At 45.2% G+C, this 15382-nt stretch carries 16 protein-coding genes, 1 tRNA gene and 1 pseudogene; 13 read left to right on the top strand and 5 right to left on the bottom strand.

The features are described from left to right. Positions 1-69 precede the first annotated feature (69 nt). Positions 70-154: transfer RNA gene (locus RTX96_RS17580), tRNA-Leu, on the top strand. 510 nt (positions 155-664) lie between these two features. On the opposite strand, the gene RTX96_RS17585 is transcribed toward RTX96_RS17580, so the two are convergent. From RTX96_RS17585 to RTX96_RS17595, 3 genes are all read right to left on the bottom strand, one after another. Next, positions 665-1579: a hypothetical protein gene (locus RTX96_RS17585; protein ID WP_312671668.1), complete on the bottom strand. Its 915-nt coding sequence runs from the start codon at positions 1577-1579 to the stop codon at positions 665-667. 456 nt (positions 1580-2035) lie between these two features. Then, positions 2036-2239, bottom strand: coding sequence for a hypothetical protein (locus RTX96_RS17590; RefSeq protein ID WP_312671669.1), 204 nt, complete (start codon positions 2237-2239; stop codon positions 2036-2038). 10 nt (positions 2240-2249) lie between these two features. Further along, positions 2250-2810 (bottom strand): tyrosine-type recombinase/integrase, encoded by a 561-nt coding sequence (locus RTX96_RS17595; protein ID WP_312671670.1) that lies wholly within the window; start codon positions 2808-2810, stop codon positions 2250-2252. Positions 2811-3658: 848 nt separating this feature from the next. Here RTX96_RS17595 and RTX96_RS17600 point away from each other — a divergent pair. The 11 genes from RTX96_RS17600 (at position 3659) to RTX96_RS17650 (ending at position 12700) form a co-directional block, all read left to right on the top strand. Next, the gene (locus RTX96_RS17600) at positions 3659-4048 is read left to right on the top strand and encodes a hypothetical protein (RefSeq protein WP_312671671.1); all 390 of its coding nucleotides are present in this window, start codon (positions 3659-3661) and stop codon (positions 4046-4048) included. Between the two features lie 1094 nt (positions 4049-5142). Further along, positions 5143-5319: a hypothetical protein gene (locus RTX96_RS17605; RefSeq protein WP_162838206.1), complete on the top strand. Its 177-nt coding sequence runs from the start codon at positions 5143-5145 to the stop codon at positions 5317-5319. A 14-nt stretch (positions 5320-5333) separates the two neighbouring features. Continuing rightward, complete coding sequence (locus tag RTX96_RS17610; protein ID WP_312671672.1) at positions 5334-6137, top strand: winged helix-turn-helix domain-containing protein; 804 nt, start codon at positions 5334-5336, stop codon at positions 6135-6137. Positions 6138-6559: 422 nt separating this feature from the next. Next, a complete protein-coding gene (locus tag RTX96_RS17615; RefSeq protein WP_312671673.1) occupies positions 6560-6952 on the top strand; it encodes a hypothetical protein in 393 nt (130 codons plus the stop codon). Further along, on the top strand, positions 6945-7283 hold the full coding sequence (locus RTX96_RS17620; RefSeq protein ID WP_312671674.1) for a hypothetical protein: 339 nt from the start codon (positions 6945-6947) through the stop codon (positions 7281-7283). Before RTX96_RS17615 ends, RTX96_RS17620 begins: the two co-directional genes overlap by 8 nt. 735 nt (positions 7284-8018) lie before the next feature. After that, on the top strand, positions 8019-8243 hold the full coding sequence (locus RTX96_RS17625; RefSeq protein WP_312671675.1) for a hypothetical protein: 225 nt from the start codon (positions 8019-8021) through the stop codon (positions 8241-8243). Further along, positions 8240-8602 (top strand): hypothetical protein, encoded by a 363-nt coding sequence (locus RTX96_RS17630; RefSeq protein WP_312671676.1) that lies wholly within the window; start codon positions 8240-8242, stop codon positions 8600-8602. The genes RTX96_RS17625 and RTX96_RS17630 overlap by 4 nt, the downstream gene beginning before the upstream one ends. Positions 8603-8618: 16 nt before the next feature. Beyond that, on the top strand, positions 8619-9650 hold the full coding sequence (locus RTX96_RS17635) for a major capsid protein (protein ID WP_312671677.1): 1032 nt from the start codon (positions 8619-8621) through the stop codon (positions 9648-9650). Positions 9651-9783: 133 nt separating this feature from the next. Beyond that, positions 9784-9975: a hypothetical protein gene (locus tag RTX96_RS17640; protein WP_143993159.1), complete on the top strand. Its 192-nt coding sequence runs from the start codon at positions 9784-9786 to the stop codon at positions 9973-9975. Continuing rightward, on the top strand, positions 9975-11996 hold the full coding sequence (locus RTX96_RS17645) for a hypothetical protein (protein ID WP_312671678.1): 2022 nt from the start codon (positions 9975-9977) through the stop codon (positions 11994-11996). Before RTX96_RS17640 ends, RTX96_RS17645 begins: the two co-directional genes overlap by 1 nt. A 29-nt stretch (positions 11997-12025) precedes the next feature. Beyond that, positions 12026-12700 carry a phage baseplate protein gene (locus RTX96_RS17650; RefSeq protein ID WP_312671679.1) on the top strand — a complete coding sequence of 225 codons (675 nt, stop codon included), beginning with the start codon at positions 12026-12028 and terminating at the stop codon, positions 12698-12700. Between the two features lie 24 nt (positions 12701-12724). On the opposite strand, the gene RTX96_RS17655 is transcribed toward RTX96_RS17650, so the two are convergent. Beyond that, on the bottom strand, positions 12725-12964 hold the full coding sequence (locus RTX96_RS17655) for a hypothetical protein (RefSeq protein WP_050858643.1): 240 nt from the start codon (positions 12962-12964) through the stop codon (positions 12725-12727). A 48-nt stretch (positions 12965-13012) separates the two neighbouring features. Then, on the bottom strand, positions 13013-14269 hold the full coding sequence (locus tag RTX96_RS17660) for a tyrosine-type recombinase/integrase (RefSeq protein ID WP_312671680.1): 1257 nt from the start codon (positions 14267-14269) through the stop codon (positions 13013-13015). Positions 14270-14645: 376 nt separating this feature from the next. Between RTX96_RS17660 and RTX96_RS17665 the strand changes: the two are divergent. Beyond that, a pseudogene (locus RTX96_RS17665) lies at positions 14646-15369 on the top strand (tyrosine-type recombinase/integrase). Positions 15370-15382: the final 13 nt, after the last annotated feature.

Here is a 15382-nt window from a genome sequence, read left to right on the forward strand (position 1 = left end):
TAGAAGGGGAGCTTGCATGGCGATCCGCAACGGGTATAATGCAACCGCTATCTGTACATCCCCTTCAGTGCCGGAGTGGCGAAATCGGTAGACGCAGTTGATTCAAAATCAACCGTAGAAATACGTGCCGGTTCGAGTCCGGCCTTCGGCACCAATCACTTAAATTTCTTATAAATCAATGAGTTAGTGTGAAAAAACCGTCTCATTTGCATGTAAGAAATGTCAGTTTCTCATCAAGTACAAAAGCCACTGTGAATGTTAATGGCTTTGGTATGTTATCACGCAGTGGCAAGTAGTTACCAGGCTCAACCTTGTATCGCTTTTCCCTTTGAAGCCGGAAGACGTGCCGCCGTCTCTAAATCCTATACCAAACACTTTTAACCGTTCCACACTTAGCGCGGTGTCCCGTAACAGCCTGTCGTGATGACACGCCACGGATAAACGAGCAAATGTTGGGAAGCCTAACCAGATCGGGAAAGGGTCTGGCTCTGCCGTGGTGTTCACCGTGCCATAAACGAACGGTACTCGATAAGAGAGCGGTTAACTGACAAATACCCCTGATGACACGCCTGCGGCGCTTTTTGTTGGTATACCCAATACGGCGCTAAGCGGTTGCTATTGCTGTAATTAATATGCGGGGGAGCTTCCCCCGCAGCTGTGTTGTTTAAGGTAAGTATTTAAGAATGTCAGCTGACCAACTTCGCCGATGGATGACGCGGGCAAGATGCAAGTCATTATCTAAGATTTCAGCTTTTGTAAGCTGTGATAAGTTTGGCCAGTTGTCATCAAAAACATAAGTTGCGTTATTGCTCTGAGAGCTTTCAAGTATGTAGGTGTTTTTACTAGAAAAGCCAAACACTACATAGCCTTGAAACCCAGCTCTTCCAACTGCGACAAGGTCGGGTTTTTTGCTGTTAACAAGTTCCAGTCTACCTTCAACAACAGCAGCATTTCCCTTACCCCTAATATTAATCGCGTTGAGAATCTGTGAACCAATAGTTTTCCAGGGATGTTGGCCTTGCGGAAGAAGATTCCAATTAAGTTTTAACGATTTGCTGGTGACAATGGTATCTAACTGCTCGTCAACCACCTCGCACTGACCGAAAATCTCTAAAAAAAGATTAATGCAGTGAGTTGCTAAAACTTTGTTTTCATCACTTAAAGTCAACTTAGGAGAGATTACCAACTTTTCCCCTTTCAGGTTTTCGACAATTTTCAACTCGATGCTCGGAGGTGGAGTGAAAATCCTCTGATATCGCTGATACTCAATTTCCCGTGTTTCCGTGACCTCTTCAGTTTGCCCTTTTCCTGCCCATTTCTTCCATGTCCATGAGACTTGACGATAAGCAGTTTCTTTAGGGACTGTTTTATCTGGCACGGATTTGCCGCTGGCATTAAATCTAGATATTGCTCCAACGATACGAGGAAGAACTTCCTCGCCAAGCGATTGATTGGAGGTGAACCCGATCAATTCACTTTTTTGCTGACCCGGCAATGGATGAGCGATAAAAACACTTCTACCATCAAAAGGAGTAATGTAGTTATCAATGTTTCTAACCCGTTTCTTCTGAATAAGCATTGGTATTACCTTTTGCGTAATAACTTAGGGTTTACACAACCAACCAAGCCGGGCACAATCAGGCCGTCAGGAATGATGGTGAGGCTAACATACGTTATGAGTTTGCAGACTCATGGCGGTCATGCTTCATAAACCGGATTCACATTGTGAGTCCGGTTTTTCTATGCCTGCATTCTAAATGCAGATACTACATATAGTGGGAGACTGGAACTATCTCCCCCATATGCTGAGTATTTTAGTAAGGATTCATTTCAGTACAAGAGTTGATTTTGAGGTTAAATTGCGGTTGCGGAAAGGTAAGAGTCGCTAAACCCACGAACGATAAGGGCTACACGAAAGTCAACGCATGCGAAAAAAAAAACTGAATGTGATCGAACGCTGATTTTGTCAATATGATTTAGGATAAGTAGACGCAAGTTACTGGTAACTTGGATGAAAAAATATGCTTAGTACTACCTATTTTTCGTTCTCTGACGTGTCGAAGGTTTTAGCATACGGGCATTTCCCCTTAATTACGTAGGTGAACAGGTAGATGCTGTTCTCATACACGCACAGCGTTTTCCCGTTCTCCGTCTGTTCTTCCTGTGGTTTGGTCATCGTAATTTGTCCGGCATTCGCCAGGGCTGGCAGTAGCGCCAGCGTCAGCACAAGGCGTTTCATGTATACCCCCTTATAAATCCATCTCATTGATCACACGGCTAACGGCTTGCTTGTCTAAGTCCAGATAGCGTCTGGTGTCGGTGATGTTGCTGTGATTGAGCACGGTCATAGCGAGAGCGATGTTGTTTGCAGAACGCTTGTAAATTGCATTGCTGCCCGCCTTCCGAAAGCTGTGTGCTGAGACAGTGCCATAAATCCCGATAGCTTTAGCGGCTTCTGCGATCTGTTTGCTCACTTCTTCACGCCGTACAGGAGCTTGCTTGTTCATCGAGCGGTTACGCTGGCTCCTGAACACATGCACATCATGCGGGTACTCAGCACGGCGACGTGCGATCATCTGCACCACTGGAGCAGGAAGGGTGAGAGCTTTACGCTTCCCTGTCTTCTGTTCTTCTATGTCTATCTCACCGTTGATCACTTCGTCGAAGCGTAACGCTACGGCATCCCCCACACGCAGTACGGCAGCTTGCATCATTAACGTAACGTCAGCTATCAGGCTTTTGTTATGAGCGTTTAGCCACTCCCTGATCGCTTTAGCTTGCTGTTCGTCTAACACCATTGCTCTGTTCAATTTATCCTCCTTCAAGGTCACACATCTAAAATAATGAAATAAACATTATGATCAATTTCATGCAGTTACAAGACAAAAGATCAAAAAATGATCTGTGTTGTGTGTGGTAAGTGGCGCGGTTGTGTCCAGTGCTGAACGCAAAGATCAGGCTCACCCAGATCGGAATTTGCACAATTTCAAAATATCTTTAACAAAATCATAAGCTTGGCATTTACAAACATGTGTTTGCACATTGCCAAATCATCAGATCGGCACGAAGAAGAGTAGAAATACTGGAACATCACACTACAGAAGGTTGTGTGTGGTGGTTGCGTAACTATTTGATTTAATGTCGTTAAATGTGGGTGGGTTAGGCGTGGGTAGCGCTATCTTTCCTGTATGCACGGATTATGCATCAGTTATGCACTTGCAATTGATTGCATTGTGAAATGATTAGAATGCTAACTAAGTGGCGATTTTGGCATGTAAAATCGAGTGGTGGATTTTTAACGATGAAATGAGAGAACTCGTTCAACGAATGTTGCATTAATGAAAGTGTACATTATAGACAATGATCGCTGGGAGCTGCACGGTGCAAGAGTTTATGCAATGTGTGTGATAGTAACATTGGTTATCATTAAAGTGAGATTGCTAGTTCTGCTTCTCATCATTTCGGTCTATTTTCATAGGATTAATACTAACATTTACCTGTTATTTAGCCTTCATTATCTATAAGATTATCCTCGCTACATAGGCAGATTATGATAATAAGAATGGCTATCCGAGATGATTTTTATAGATGGATAGGATACGGAGTATGTAATAAATGCCTAGGGCGGGCGTATCGCCAGCTTACAAAGGGAACCAAAATGAAAAAAATTATCATCGCCACTATCTTGGCTGTAACAAGTATAAATGCTGTAGCAGATACCCGTATGGATCTGATGACAGCAGAAAACGCCTTACGCGATAGCACGGAACGTTTTATGTTAGTAGAAGGCAAAGTAAAAGACACTTACTTAGCATCCTATCAGTTTGTAAAAGATCTTAAACGTGTTACGACTCCAATTATAGTAAACACATTAAATAATACTTCTATGACCTGTGAAGAAATAGGAGCTAAATTTACATCACTAAATAATCAGAAAACCGAGGGTAAAATTCCTGCTACCAATAAGTTATTGGCACATGCAGCAAAAGATCTAAGCGATAAAATAGGCGATTGGGCGATGTATCAATGTTTTGACCTTAAGGGTTAATAATAATTGTGTCAATTTGGCACCGATTGTCAGAATGGCATTGTTGTATAGGTGTCAATTTGGCACCTATTCGAGGATAACAGGTGTCAAAATGGCACTGATTGAGGTGGAATTGGTGTCAATTTGGCACTCTATACAAAGAGATTTTCAAAGCGACTTGTAAAAGAGAGCTTTGAAAAGATCTTGTGAAAGATTCGCTTTGCTGGCGCGTGTCGCCTGGCAAATGACCTGATTCGCCTTTGGGTGGCTACTCGGTCAGCCGCTCACTACGCAGCGTAGCGTATCTATCTGTAATTGTGCCAGGGCTTCGCCCTCGTGAAACGAGGCACAAAAGCTGTGCGCCCTGTGCGCAATGTCTTTCGGCATAACTTCTGCCTGTCTTCCATGCTCCGCATTTCATCCATGCAAAGTTAGCCCACGGCTAAGGCTTCACTGGTCACTGATGGCTTCCAGTTCATCCAGCCTCAATCCGATTCCAACACCTACTATCCTGATAACTACCGTTATCCCTCTGTAGTTGTGCAATTGGTTTCGGGAAGTGCCAGAGGCGCAGCCAGAATGCGCATGGAGCGTTTCAAAGAGGACAGGGAATACCAATGTAGCGCATGTGAATGAAAACCTCGTATAGATCGATACAGCGCGTTTAATGATGATCGAAATAGCTTCCTTATAAACATGGGTTGTGATAGATTATTAAATGGGAAAAAATTAAGTTCACCTATTGACATTGCAAGCTTTTCATGTTACTATGAGTTATAAGGTGAAGAAAAAGATTCTTACCTTCTCTCTGAGATGTTCAGCCTCTCTAAGTAATTCAAATCGCAACGCACTTTGAGCCGTCAGGCTGCAAGGTGTTTTTATTTTATCTCAACTAAGGAGAGCCATTATTAAATACTTCGACATAGATACTACGGTATCACAGCTTGTTAACGGTGAAATCACCCGTTTCCAAATTAAAGCTATACGCAACACCAATCGTAAGCACGGTTATAAAGAGCGTGAAGAGTTCTTTAACGAAGTACTTCGCCGTTTCGATCTAATCAGAACGGAACAGAAAGAAACTAACGAATAACCAAGAATAAGGAGAAAACCACATGAGCGAAACTCAAAAGAAGAAACCAGCCGGAACATTCGTAAAACTGCCTGATGAAGTGTTTACCACTTTATTTAAAGAGGCACGAGCGCGAGGCGTAACAGTGCAGGAGATGTTAATTGACGCTGCAACCACACTTTCATTATCAATCAAGAGCGGAGAACGTTCTACTAAATAAGGATGCACCCTAACATGACCGACATTATAAACGGAGAAATTTACAAGTATTTTGGTACAGAAGAAGCATTATCCGAAGCAAGCCACATCACCAACCTTAAAACAGGTGAGCGCGTGGAACTCTCCAACGATGCTAAATTATTATACTCACGAATGCGCAAGCGTTACCATTTTTTCACCACGTCCAGCACTGGCGGGAATAAAGGCACATACTACGACAACATAGAAGAGCTTGCAGATAGTATTAACATTTCTAAAAGTACAGCGTTACGATGCTTGAGAGTGTTAAAGCAAGTTGGTTTAGTGGTTGCCACGCTGTCAGGAAGATCAAACCAATGGACGATAACCGACATTACACCAGACTGTTTCTTGCTTGAGCGTAACGCTGGAACTGCAAAAAAACCTGTCTGGGTGGACTGTCTGAAATATCCCGTGTTTGGGAACACCAAAGAAGCACCGCCAGAGGCGCAGGAAGAAAAGCAGCAACTTACCCCCGAAGCCGATCCAATGTGCGAGTTTGACGAAATGCCGGAAGCGCCAGAAAAAGTGGAGCCAGCACCGAAGCCAAAACCCGCACCTAAGAAAGCCTTAGACAAGCAACAAGCCGTTTCCCCATTCGAGTTTAAAAAGCCACGGGATGAAACTAAAGACTGGTTTTATTTTCAACGTTGCAACGATGCTGATCAGTTTACAGTTCTCAACGACTTTGATTTACCTTATTTGGCAATGTTCGAAAGTCAGGGAAAGTTAATAAATCAACATTCAATCCAACATTTGAAAGCGAAACGTGAAGTATACGCACGGACAAAACAAACATAAGAGGAACAATGAATAATCTTTACCTACTGAACGAAGACACAAACTTTCAGCTTGGTTGTAATGACGTATGCAGACGCATCTATAATCATCTTGCAAGCCTCCACCGTGAAAATGGAACATTCCGTTCCAGCGTGAAGCAACTTTCAAGCGCCCTGGGCTACAGTGAATCCGGTGTGAGGTATTGGATCGAATTGCTACGCTCTGCGAAAGTGATCACCATCACCCGTAAAAGTAACTTTTACGATTTCGATGTTAATCCAAATGTGTCGTTTATCACTACAACCAACTGATGAGCAACACGAACACTAAATAACAATACGGGAAACTTTTTATGATGCTTGCACTATGGTATTTCACGGCATTCTATGGAATTTATGTTATGACAATACACAGAAGGTTTCCCAATAAAATAAAAGGGCATAATGGGACGAAAACAAAATAGGTCAAGCCTAGGCAGAATTCAAAAAGCGACAAGAGCACATCAACGCAAGTTCACCACTACATTACAAGACATAGCAAGGCAATCTGAGCCAGGTGAATGGCAGACAGAAATAATAGAACACCCTCCCTCTGTACCTTGCGGTGATGAATACAACGCCTTGCAAGAAATCCTCACCACAACATCCGGCGTATTCTGGAAACCTCGAAAAAGAAAAGAATACATTATTGACAGCAGCCAGCTTAAACCCTGGCAAATTCTCGGATTTGAACATTACGCCGATTATGTCGGGTATTCACAAACTAACGGCCTGAGTGGTCACACTGCCGATTTGGACTTTTTATTTAATGACGATAAGGAAAATTATAATGACTAACGACACAATTCAATCTCTACTCCTTAGTTTCGAAGATAACTATCATCTCCCGCTACTACAGGAAGTGAATAAAACATACATTACAGCAACGCCTGAGAGCCTCCTGAACGCTGTCAGACATACAGAGCAAGCCATTACAGCCCTTGAGCATCTTCAAGCCTCTGTAGCTCGTTTAGTGGAGCGTGACGGTAGCACCATTACCGCTGATCAGGCGTGGCGTGTAGCTAATGACCTTGAGGAGCTTGCTTGCTCCCTGCAATACATCACCGCTGAACTTGCTGAGCTGGTGCTCTCTATCGCAGAGGTATACGGTGTGTTTGATGTTGCATAATAATTCACTTTAAGTGCATAAATGGCTTGACAAGTGCATAACTATTATGTTACTATGTAAATAAGGGTTGAGTATTCGAATTACTTCAATCTTGTGCTTGTTTCTTGTGTGTCATGTCAATACGCACTCCAGAGAATGCCGTTTCCCATAGCGGCGCTCTCTCCTCAATGTCTTTCCGTAAAGAATGGATGATGTTCTTTAGCTACGGTTATTTCTTCTTTGTCGTTCCGAAGGTAATGCACGGTCACATTATTATGTTGTGGTAATGGTGTGAACAATCACCGTGCATCTCCTTTCTTTACGGAAAAGCATTGTGCTTTTCAAATCTCAAACCCCCGTTAGGGTTGAGTAGTTGTCAAACTAAATAGTTCTGGAGAACTGTATAATCTCAGTGATTCAGGAATTACGTTAGGTTGGCAATCTTCTATTAATAACACTCCCGAAAGTGTCAGCGATAGATAATGAAAGCCTCATTTATTCCAGGGCGCTGCAACACGCTTTTAAATGAGGCGCAATGATGGGCGATCCTACTTCTGTTATTCGTAACAGTTGCGCCCTCATTATTTTGAATTTATTCTGCAAGAAGCCATTCTTAACTTCATTCTTCCTTAAATGACGTTAACAATGCTTTCTCTAGCAAGGAGCATTCTCTCCAGGGGCTTAATCGCCCCTTTTTAACAATCTGTGTGTAACGCTTTCGTTATTAATGCACAGACCAACGCGAAGGAAACGGCAATGTTTCTATTAAACAATCGCGACCGAATCCTAAAATACAAAGATGAAGTGATTCTGTGTAACCCTGAATTAATAGCTAAAGTGGCTGAAATGGCAGGATGCACTGTAGAAGAAATTGAAAAAGCTGTAGAGCGTTATTTCCCTTCTGAAAACACCACTCCAAATAAATTAAGTATTCAGGAACAGATCGCCAATAAAGTAAAAAAGGAATCAACCAAACAATGATTATTGATCTATCAGAAGTCTTTCCGGTTCGTAAAAGCTACACAGACATTGTGAGTGCTGCGACCGACAATTTTGCAGCAGTAGACAGTAAAGTGTTTGCTTCTCTTCCTGCTGATGTGCAGTGCGGCGATGTTATAGGCGAATCCGGCGCTCTCTATACATCTGGGAATGTGGCTTATGTCGTCGTGTCCGACCTCGTTAAAGCTGGCAGCAATAAGCCTGTGAACGTCCTACGCGCTCCCAACGTTGGATCATACGTTGCCCTCAAGAGCGACAATCTCAACGCAGCTAACCACGCAGCAGCGATCAGCGCATTACAGGCGCAAGGCTTCGCCACTCGTGAATTTTTCACCTCTTAAGCAAGGAAGATAAATAATGATTATTGGAAATGAAGTTGTGGATCTTAGTCCACTATTCGGGCTAACCAGTACCCGCAATTTTTTACTATCGTCACTAAACATTTTTGATGGCGACGGAGTTACATCTCATAAAGTTAGTGTGTCCCGTCTGCTGGAAGATAACACCAGCCTGTTTAACCAGCCTACGGCGCGTTTCTCAAATGAGCATAACGTAACAGCACGTCAGAGCGGTAAAGAATGGCTTATTGAGCTTCCGTATTTCCTACGCGAAGACGTGATCACTCCGGCAGACATTCAGGGCAAACGTAAGCCTGGAAGCGACATTCAAGAAACAGTGACGGACATTTACAGTGATTACATGAATAAACACGCTGTAGCGTTTATGCGCACTCGTGAAAGCTATCTTGCTCGTAGCCTGTTCTCTGGTCAGGTGTATACGCCTAAGACAGACGATCTGTTAATCGACTTTGGCGACCTGTTCGGCGTAGCCCCGATGAATGCCACTCTTGATCTGTCAGCTACAGATAGCAGTGCTCTACGTGCGATTGACGACATGGTGAGCCAGATTACCGAAGCGGCACAAAGCCAGGCGGCGGCAGTGGAGCGAATCATCTTATTTGCTAAAGGCTCATTTTATAGCGATCTGCGTTTCAGCCCTGCAATGGAAGCGGCTTTCCGCTATGTCAGCCCACTGGACGAAGGAAACGTAGTATTCCAGCGTCGTGACCTCCTGCCAGGCGTGAGCACTTTTAGCATTCCTGGAACCAACGTGGATGTGCTCAAAGTAACTGATCCGCTGTTACTTGCACAAATGGGTAATTCTGACGCTATCGCTATCCCGCAATTCGCTAAAGGAAGTGGTATTTACACCAACATTTACGGCGCAGCCAGCAGCACCTTTGAACTTCTTAATGCAGCACCTGCGGAAGTGTATAGCTGGAGCTTCGAAAGCGACCGTGGCAACGCAATTAACGTGATTTCTGAGAACTCAGCACTGCCAGTTAACCACGGCCTGAACTTCTCCGTTCACATTAAAGCCTCAGAATAATAGGCAAGCGGGAGCCTGACCCGCTGGAAATAATCAGGCTTTGAATAGGGCGTGTGAACGTTGGGAACTATGAGAGCGCAAATCTCCCCAGTGTTCCCGCCCTTTTTTATTTCCAGAATAAGAGGAAAGATAGATGCAAGTGATTGTAAAAAGCGCGGGGCTTCACCTCGCCGTAAATGCTGAAACAGCAGAAGAATTGTTAAATCTGGCGGGGGTGTGTCGTGTGCTTGAAATAGATCACGGACACCTCCGGCAGTTATTGCACCGTGGGCGTAGTGTGTCTGATGCACTCAACTACTTGGTGAGCAAGAAAGGCGGTGAATAATGCTTGAAATTAACACTTCAAAAATTAATAACACGGTGACATTTAGTGTTGACCGTAATTCAATGAAGGAAGCTATGGATGCTTTCGATCAAATTCAGAAGAAAGCGAAAGGGATAAAAGATCCTACTTTGAACATGAAGAGATTCAGCCAGGGGCTAAAGTCTGCTGAAAGAGAATTAGATAAGCTGAATAAGAAAGCCTCTAAGCCACGTAATAGCGATGAACGGGAAAAGGCAAGGGCAGCTAAGGCGCAAGCCCGTGTAGAGGCTCAGGCAGCGAAAGAGGCCACAAGAAACGCCACAAGAAACGCACAGCGCCGTGAACGTGCGGAGTTAAAACTTCTCGACACTGCCAGCAGTTTTCGCAGCATGCAACATCTTACCAATGTTGAGCTAACACAGGCCGCGCTTGCAGCGTCACGTATCACCAAAGCCTATGCAGCGGGTAATATCTCCCTGCAACGCCAGAACAGCGAGATTAAGCGCTTACAGCAGGGTTATCGCAGGCTCGATGCTTCACGTAGGGAAGCAGCTAAGCGAGGCGCTACGCCTCCTGTAAGTGGATCTAAGGCTACAGGTGCTATCTCTGGCTCTCTGATGGGGTTAGGCACTGGTGCGCTTGCTGGCGCTGGTGTGGGAGCGGCGGCTTACGGTGCTTATTCATGGTCGAGGAATGCGGTAACGGCACAGGAAGAGCGCAGCGAAATCGTCGCCCGTGCAAAACTGGGCGGGGTGGATTATAACGTTTTGCAGGCAATCTCTCAGTATGCCACGGCTAACGGGATCGACTCCCTGATGGGAACGCAAGGGCAGAGGAAAGGACTCGACCAGGCGAAAGACATTTCCGAAAAGCTGGCAGATAGCTACACCAACAGCACCTTTGATAAAAAGTCTGGACAATGGAAAGGCGGGAACGCTGCTGTAGATACAGCCCTGAACATGGGATTCACTAAAGATGACCTAAAAGGCTTTCAATCAAACCCGTTCTCCTTCGTCTCTGCTTACACCAACACCATGCAGGGTAAAGGGTATTCTCAAGAGCAAATCCTCCATAACCTTGAGGATTTAGCCGATGATCTCGGTCTTTTGCATGGTGCTTTCTCGAATGGTGGTAAGGCACTAACTGATCAGGTGGATGTGCTTAAGCGTAATGGTCAGTGGTTATCGCAGGAGCAGCAGAACCAGCTTGTTCAATATCGTAGGTTTAATCAGGAACTAGATATTCTCAATGATAGCCAGAAGCTGGCCTTCTTCGAAGGATTCCTGTCAGAGATTGACCCTGACACCATGCGAGAATTTAAAGAAGCTATGCAGGAGGCGTTACCCTTCTTTGTTGGCTTAGGGAAAGCAGCCGGTGATGTGGTGGACGGTCTGATGAAGCTAACCAACTGGATCACAGGTAAGCTAAACCTCCTGAACGGTGACAACACCACTAAAGAAGCGGTGAGCCAGCATTACGGCACGACTTCTCTACCTGCAAAACCTGATGATAACGCAGTCGCTAACGCTTACGGAGCCAGCCAGCCTAAAGCTGATGGCACACAACATGAGCATAATGTGTTTGATTCAGTGCGTGAATGGTGGAACGGTACAACGCCAGCATCTCCAAAGCCGGGAAGTGATTCTGTGGCTAATGCCGAAGATGACACCCAACCTAAGCCCAAAGCTAAATCTGAGCCTCCTGTACATGAGCCTACTGTGTTTGATTCAGTGCGTGAATGGTGGAATGGCAGCACATCAGATGCTAAAGATGTGAGCAGCTACACACAGAGCGTTAACGAAGATTACTCTCCTGTCTCCATGTTGAAACAGAGTGCAGCAGCCCCAGCTAAGCCAACCAATACACCGATCATGCAGCCTGTGGTATTGCAAAACCAACTACCGGAAGGGCTAATCAATCTCACTATATCGGCTGATCCCACGTTCGGTAACATGCTTAATGCTGTAGTTGATCAACGCATCACTGAAAACAATCAGCGTCTGGTGCTGGCTGTTTCATCTGGACAAGGGGCGGGGGGCTAATTGCCCCTCTCCGTAAGGAATAAAATTAAATGGCAACACCTGGAAGTTTAACAATCGGGGGCGATTCTTCCCGAATCAATTCAACTCAGAACAGTAATAACAGTAGTGCTACCCGCACCAAAGGTGAAAACGGCTTCACCATTCTTGCATCTGTTTATAATTCAGCCTCTGATAGCTACATCCAAAACTATCAGGCGATAGTGTTCGATGCAGTGACGGATACCGGGATACGCAGACAGGCAGACATTACAAGCTATCCCGTTGAGAACGGAGCAGAGGTGAGCGATCACGTTCAGCTCAAGAATAACACATTCAAGCTATCTGGTATTATTTCCGAAACTCCGGTAAGGCTGGAGAAGGATTTACTATACAGTGCTGGCGTTAATGGTACTCGTATTTCCCAGGCTATCGAATACCTTGACCAGATGTTTGACAGTCGCCAGCCCATCACATTAGTGACCGAGCACAAAGTGTATGAGAATGTCATTCTCTCTGGTATCTCATACGATTATAAGTCTGAATTTGCTATGCAATTTGATCTTGAATTTGAACAGCTCAGGCTTGTCAGCACCGCTACGGTAAATGTGATTGCCACTAAAACTAAAGCCAACAAGAACGTTGGAGGAACGGTGAAACAGAAGGTGGTAAATAATGCACCTAAGAAAACTGAATCTGACACTGTCACGACGGAGTTTAAAAAATAAGGGGCTTGCGCCCCTTTTTGTTGCTCATAGCTTTTTGGTATCGAGTCCAGCGGCTTTCAGGCGTTCAGTGAGATTCCTCATTTTACTGAACTCAGTGCCAAAACTGGCTTTCAGCCCGACACCCTCACAGAACTCTTTAGCCGTTACGTTTGTAAGGTCATCAGCGTATTTGATCATCTGGAGGTGCATTTCCACTGTCTGACCTTTGCGCGGTGCGCTGCTGATTGCCTGTTTAATGTTTTCGTAGATCTGTGCTTCGGTCATCTCTTATCTCATTTATCAAATTTAGATAAATAATATAAATTAGCTAATTTAGATAGTCAACAGGTTCTCTATCTCTGGATAGCGTAATAACTCGATGTATTGCCGTAGCTCAATGGGAGAGGCGGCATTTTTGGAGTACGTCTTAAAACTCTCTGTACTGCCACGCTCATGGCCCAAAAGTAGCGCCACGCGGTCTTCTGGTACAGGTTTTAACTTCTTACCTATGCCGCCCCTATCCAAAATTTGCGCGGCCTGGTGACGCAGCGAGTGATATACTTTTCTCTCTGATCCTACTTCCCCCAAAGCCTTACGTTTAGCCCTCGTAAAACGCTGTGAATGCCACGTAGAGCGCTTTCCGTCTGCCCGGTCAATCATTGACGCCCGATAGAATAAAAAGCCGTTGTGGGGCTTCTCACGCAGCGACAATACCAACGGAGTGATCAAGCTATGCACCGGAATGATACGGGCTGCTGATTTGGTCTTCCCCTCCGTCACTTCGAAACATAACACCCCTTCAATCTCTCGGATGTTGGCTGCACGTAGTGAACAGATTTCATTAAGGCGCATACCGCTGTACATGCCGATCAGCGTTACATTCTGCATCTCTTCATCATCTGCCATCGCTACGAACACTTTCGCCAATTCGCCAGGCTCAAAAATTTCGTAGCTCACCTTGCTACCTTTGGCCTCCAGCGAATGCCCCCGCCAGATGTTTTCTTGCGGTGCATCGTGGTAGCGGTTACGAGCCAGATCCCAGATTTGAGCCAGTGCGCTGACGTAGTTTTGTATGGTCTGTGGTGCTTTCTCCGTCTTGAGCTTATCAAGCCAGCCTGTAACGGTGGTTCGGTTAATGTCACGAAGCTGAACATCACGTTTTTTCAGATGTTCTAAGAGCACCTCGACGGCCTTGTTCGTCTTTGAAAGGGTGGTGAGCTTGCGCTTCTCGCTGAACTGGAGAATGTACTGATCCAGCATCCTCAAAAGGGAAGGGCAACTCATTACAGGGGTGCTTAGTGGTTCTGGTGCTTCATGTGCATACGTCCCGATCCGGCGTAGCTCATTCAGGATTTGCTCCACCTTCGAGCCGCGATCACGCTCAGGCTTTAGCTGGCTACGTATCTTGATCCATTCCAGGGCCACCGCATCACGAAAGAGACGGGCTTCGCGCACATCGCGTGTGCCTGTGCTCTTCACGTAACTGTGCCGTCCTCCGAACAGGTGACGCATGTACTTTGGTATGGCTATCCTCACCAGATAGTTTCCGCAAGGATCTAAAACTAAGTAACGATCTCTCTTGTAAATCATGCAAACCCCAGCTATTTTGTCAGGGCTTTTGCACTTGATTTTGTATAGTGTGAAATGTCGAAGTCTTTTCCTGTTTTTGCAGTTGATTCAAAGCATTACAGGAGCTTGCAAGACAAGCGAACGACCGTAGAAATACGTGCCGGTTCGAGTCCGGCCTTCGGCACCAAGTGATGCAAAAGTGAGCTACCTAAGGGTGGCTTTTTTTGTGCCTGGAATTCACGTTATATAAGGCTTTCCTCGCTTTTTCAATCAACCTAAGTCAACCTAAGTCAACCTGATTCAATCTACATCAACTTACTGATGCGGGTACAACTGCGGGTATATCCCGGTTCGATAATGTTTGTACCCACACAGAACCCTTGAAAGGATACTCATCATGGCTCTGAGTGATGTGAAGGTTTGTTCGGCTAATCCTGAAGCAAAAACCTATAAACTTACTGACGATGAAGACACGGTTTTGCTGGTTCACCCGAACGGTTCTAAATACTGGCGGCTTTGTTATTGCTTTGGCGGTAAAGAGGAAATGCTGGCGCTGGGGAAATACCCTGAAGTGTCATTGGCGGATGAGCGTGAGCTGTTGGAAGGTGTTAAGCATTCTCAGCGTGGTTCGAAGATCCGTACTTCACATCTTGTTCCCTTGTCGCGGTAGGCTCTAGCCATTTTGGAACAGATTAAAAGCATGAATGGGAATTGAGAGCTGATTTTCGTAGGCGATCACGATTCGCGTAAGCCGATGAGTGAAAATACGGTTAAAAAGGCTCTACGGGTGATGGGCTATGATACAAAAACGGAAGTATGTGGGCATGGTTTCAGGCCGATAGCTTGTAGTTCTCTGATTGAGTCAGGATTGTGGTCGAGGGATGCGGTGGAGCGGCAGGCGAGTCATCAGGAGCGTAGCTCTGTGTGCGGCTTATATCCATAAGGCGGAACATCTTGGGGAGCGTAGACTGATGCTGCAGTGGTGGGCTGACTATCTGGATGCGAATCGGGTGAAGGGGGTTAGTCCGTTTGATTTTGGGAAACGGATAATGGGGGAAATGAGAATATATTCTAAAGGACATAGTAGGCTAGACTTATTATTCATCAGCTCATATATCTGATGATAATTAGTAG

It is taken from the genome of Pseudescherichia sp., assembly GCF_032052675.1.
Classification (GTDB): Bacteria; Pseudomonadota; Gammaproteobacteria; order Enterobacterales; family Enterobacteriaceae; genus Pseudescherichia.

What these genes read in the sequence shown, in the direction of transcription:
- RTX96_RS17660 (WP_312671680.1), bottom strand. Translation starts at nt 14,269, where the DNA reads ATGATTTACAAGAGAGATCGTTACTTAGTTTTAGATCCTTGCGGAAAC.
- RTX96_RS17640 (WP_143993159.1), top strand. Translation starts at nt 9,784, where the DNA reads ATGCAAGTGATTGTAAAAAGCGCGGGGCTTCACCTCGCCGTAAATGCT.
- RTX96_RS17600 (WP_312671671.1), top strand. Translation starts at nt 3,659, where the DNA reads ATGAAAAAAATTATCATCGCCACTATCTTGGCTGTAACAAGTATAAAT.
- RTX96_RS17620 (WP_312671674.1), top strand. Translation starts at nt 6,945, where the DNA reads ATGACTAACGACACAATTCAATCTCTACTCCTTAGTTTCGAAGATAAC.
- RTX96_RS17630 (WP_312671676.1), top strand. Translation starts at nt 8,240, where the DNA reads ATGATTATTGATCTATCAGAAGTCTTTCCGGTTCGTAAAAGCTACACA.
- RTX96_RS17625 (WP_312671675.1), top strand. Translation starts at nt 8,019, where the DNA reads ATGTTTCTATTAAACAATCGCGACCGAATCCTAAAATACAAAGATGAA.
- RTX96_RS17645 (WP_312671678.1), top strand. Translation starts at nt 9,975, where the DNA reads ATGCTTGAAATTAACACTTCAAAAATTAATAACACGGTGACATTTAGT.
- RTX96_RS17655 (WP_050858643.1), bottom strand. Translation starts at nt 12,964, where the DNA reads ATGACCGAAGCACAGATCTACGAAAACATTAAACAGGCAATCAGCAGC.
- RTX96_RS17635 (WP_312671677.1), top strand. Translation starts at nt 8,619, where the DNA reads ATGATTATTGGAAATGAAGTTGTGGATCTTAGTCCACTATTCGGGCTA.
- RTX96_RS17590 (WP_312671669.1), bottom strand. Translation starts at nt 2,239, where the DNA reads ATGAAACGCCTTGTGCTGACGCTGGCGCTACTGCCAGCCCTGGCGAAT.
- RTX96_RS17585 (WP_312671668.1), bottom strand. Translation starts at nt 1,579, where the DNA reads ATGCTTATTCAGAAGAAACGGGTTAGAAACATTGATAACTACATTACT.
- RTX96_RS17615 (WP_312671673.1), top strand. Translation starts at nt 6,560, where the DNA reads ATGGGACGAAAACAAAATAGGTCAAGCCTAGGCAGAATTCAAAAAGCG.
- RTX96_RS17605 (WP_162838206.1), top strand. Translation starts at nt 5,143, where the DNA reads ATGAGCGAAACTCAAAAGAAGAAACCAGCCGGAACATTCGTAAAACTG.
- RTX96_RS17610 (WP_312671672.1), top strand. Translation starts at nt 5,334, where the DNA reads ATGACCGACATTATAAACGGAGAAATTTACAAGTATTTTGGTACAGAA.
- RTX96_RS17650 (WP_312671679.1), top strand. Translation starts at nt 12,026, where the DNA reads ATGGCAACACCTGGAAGTTTAACAATCGGGGGCGATTCTTCCCGAATC.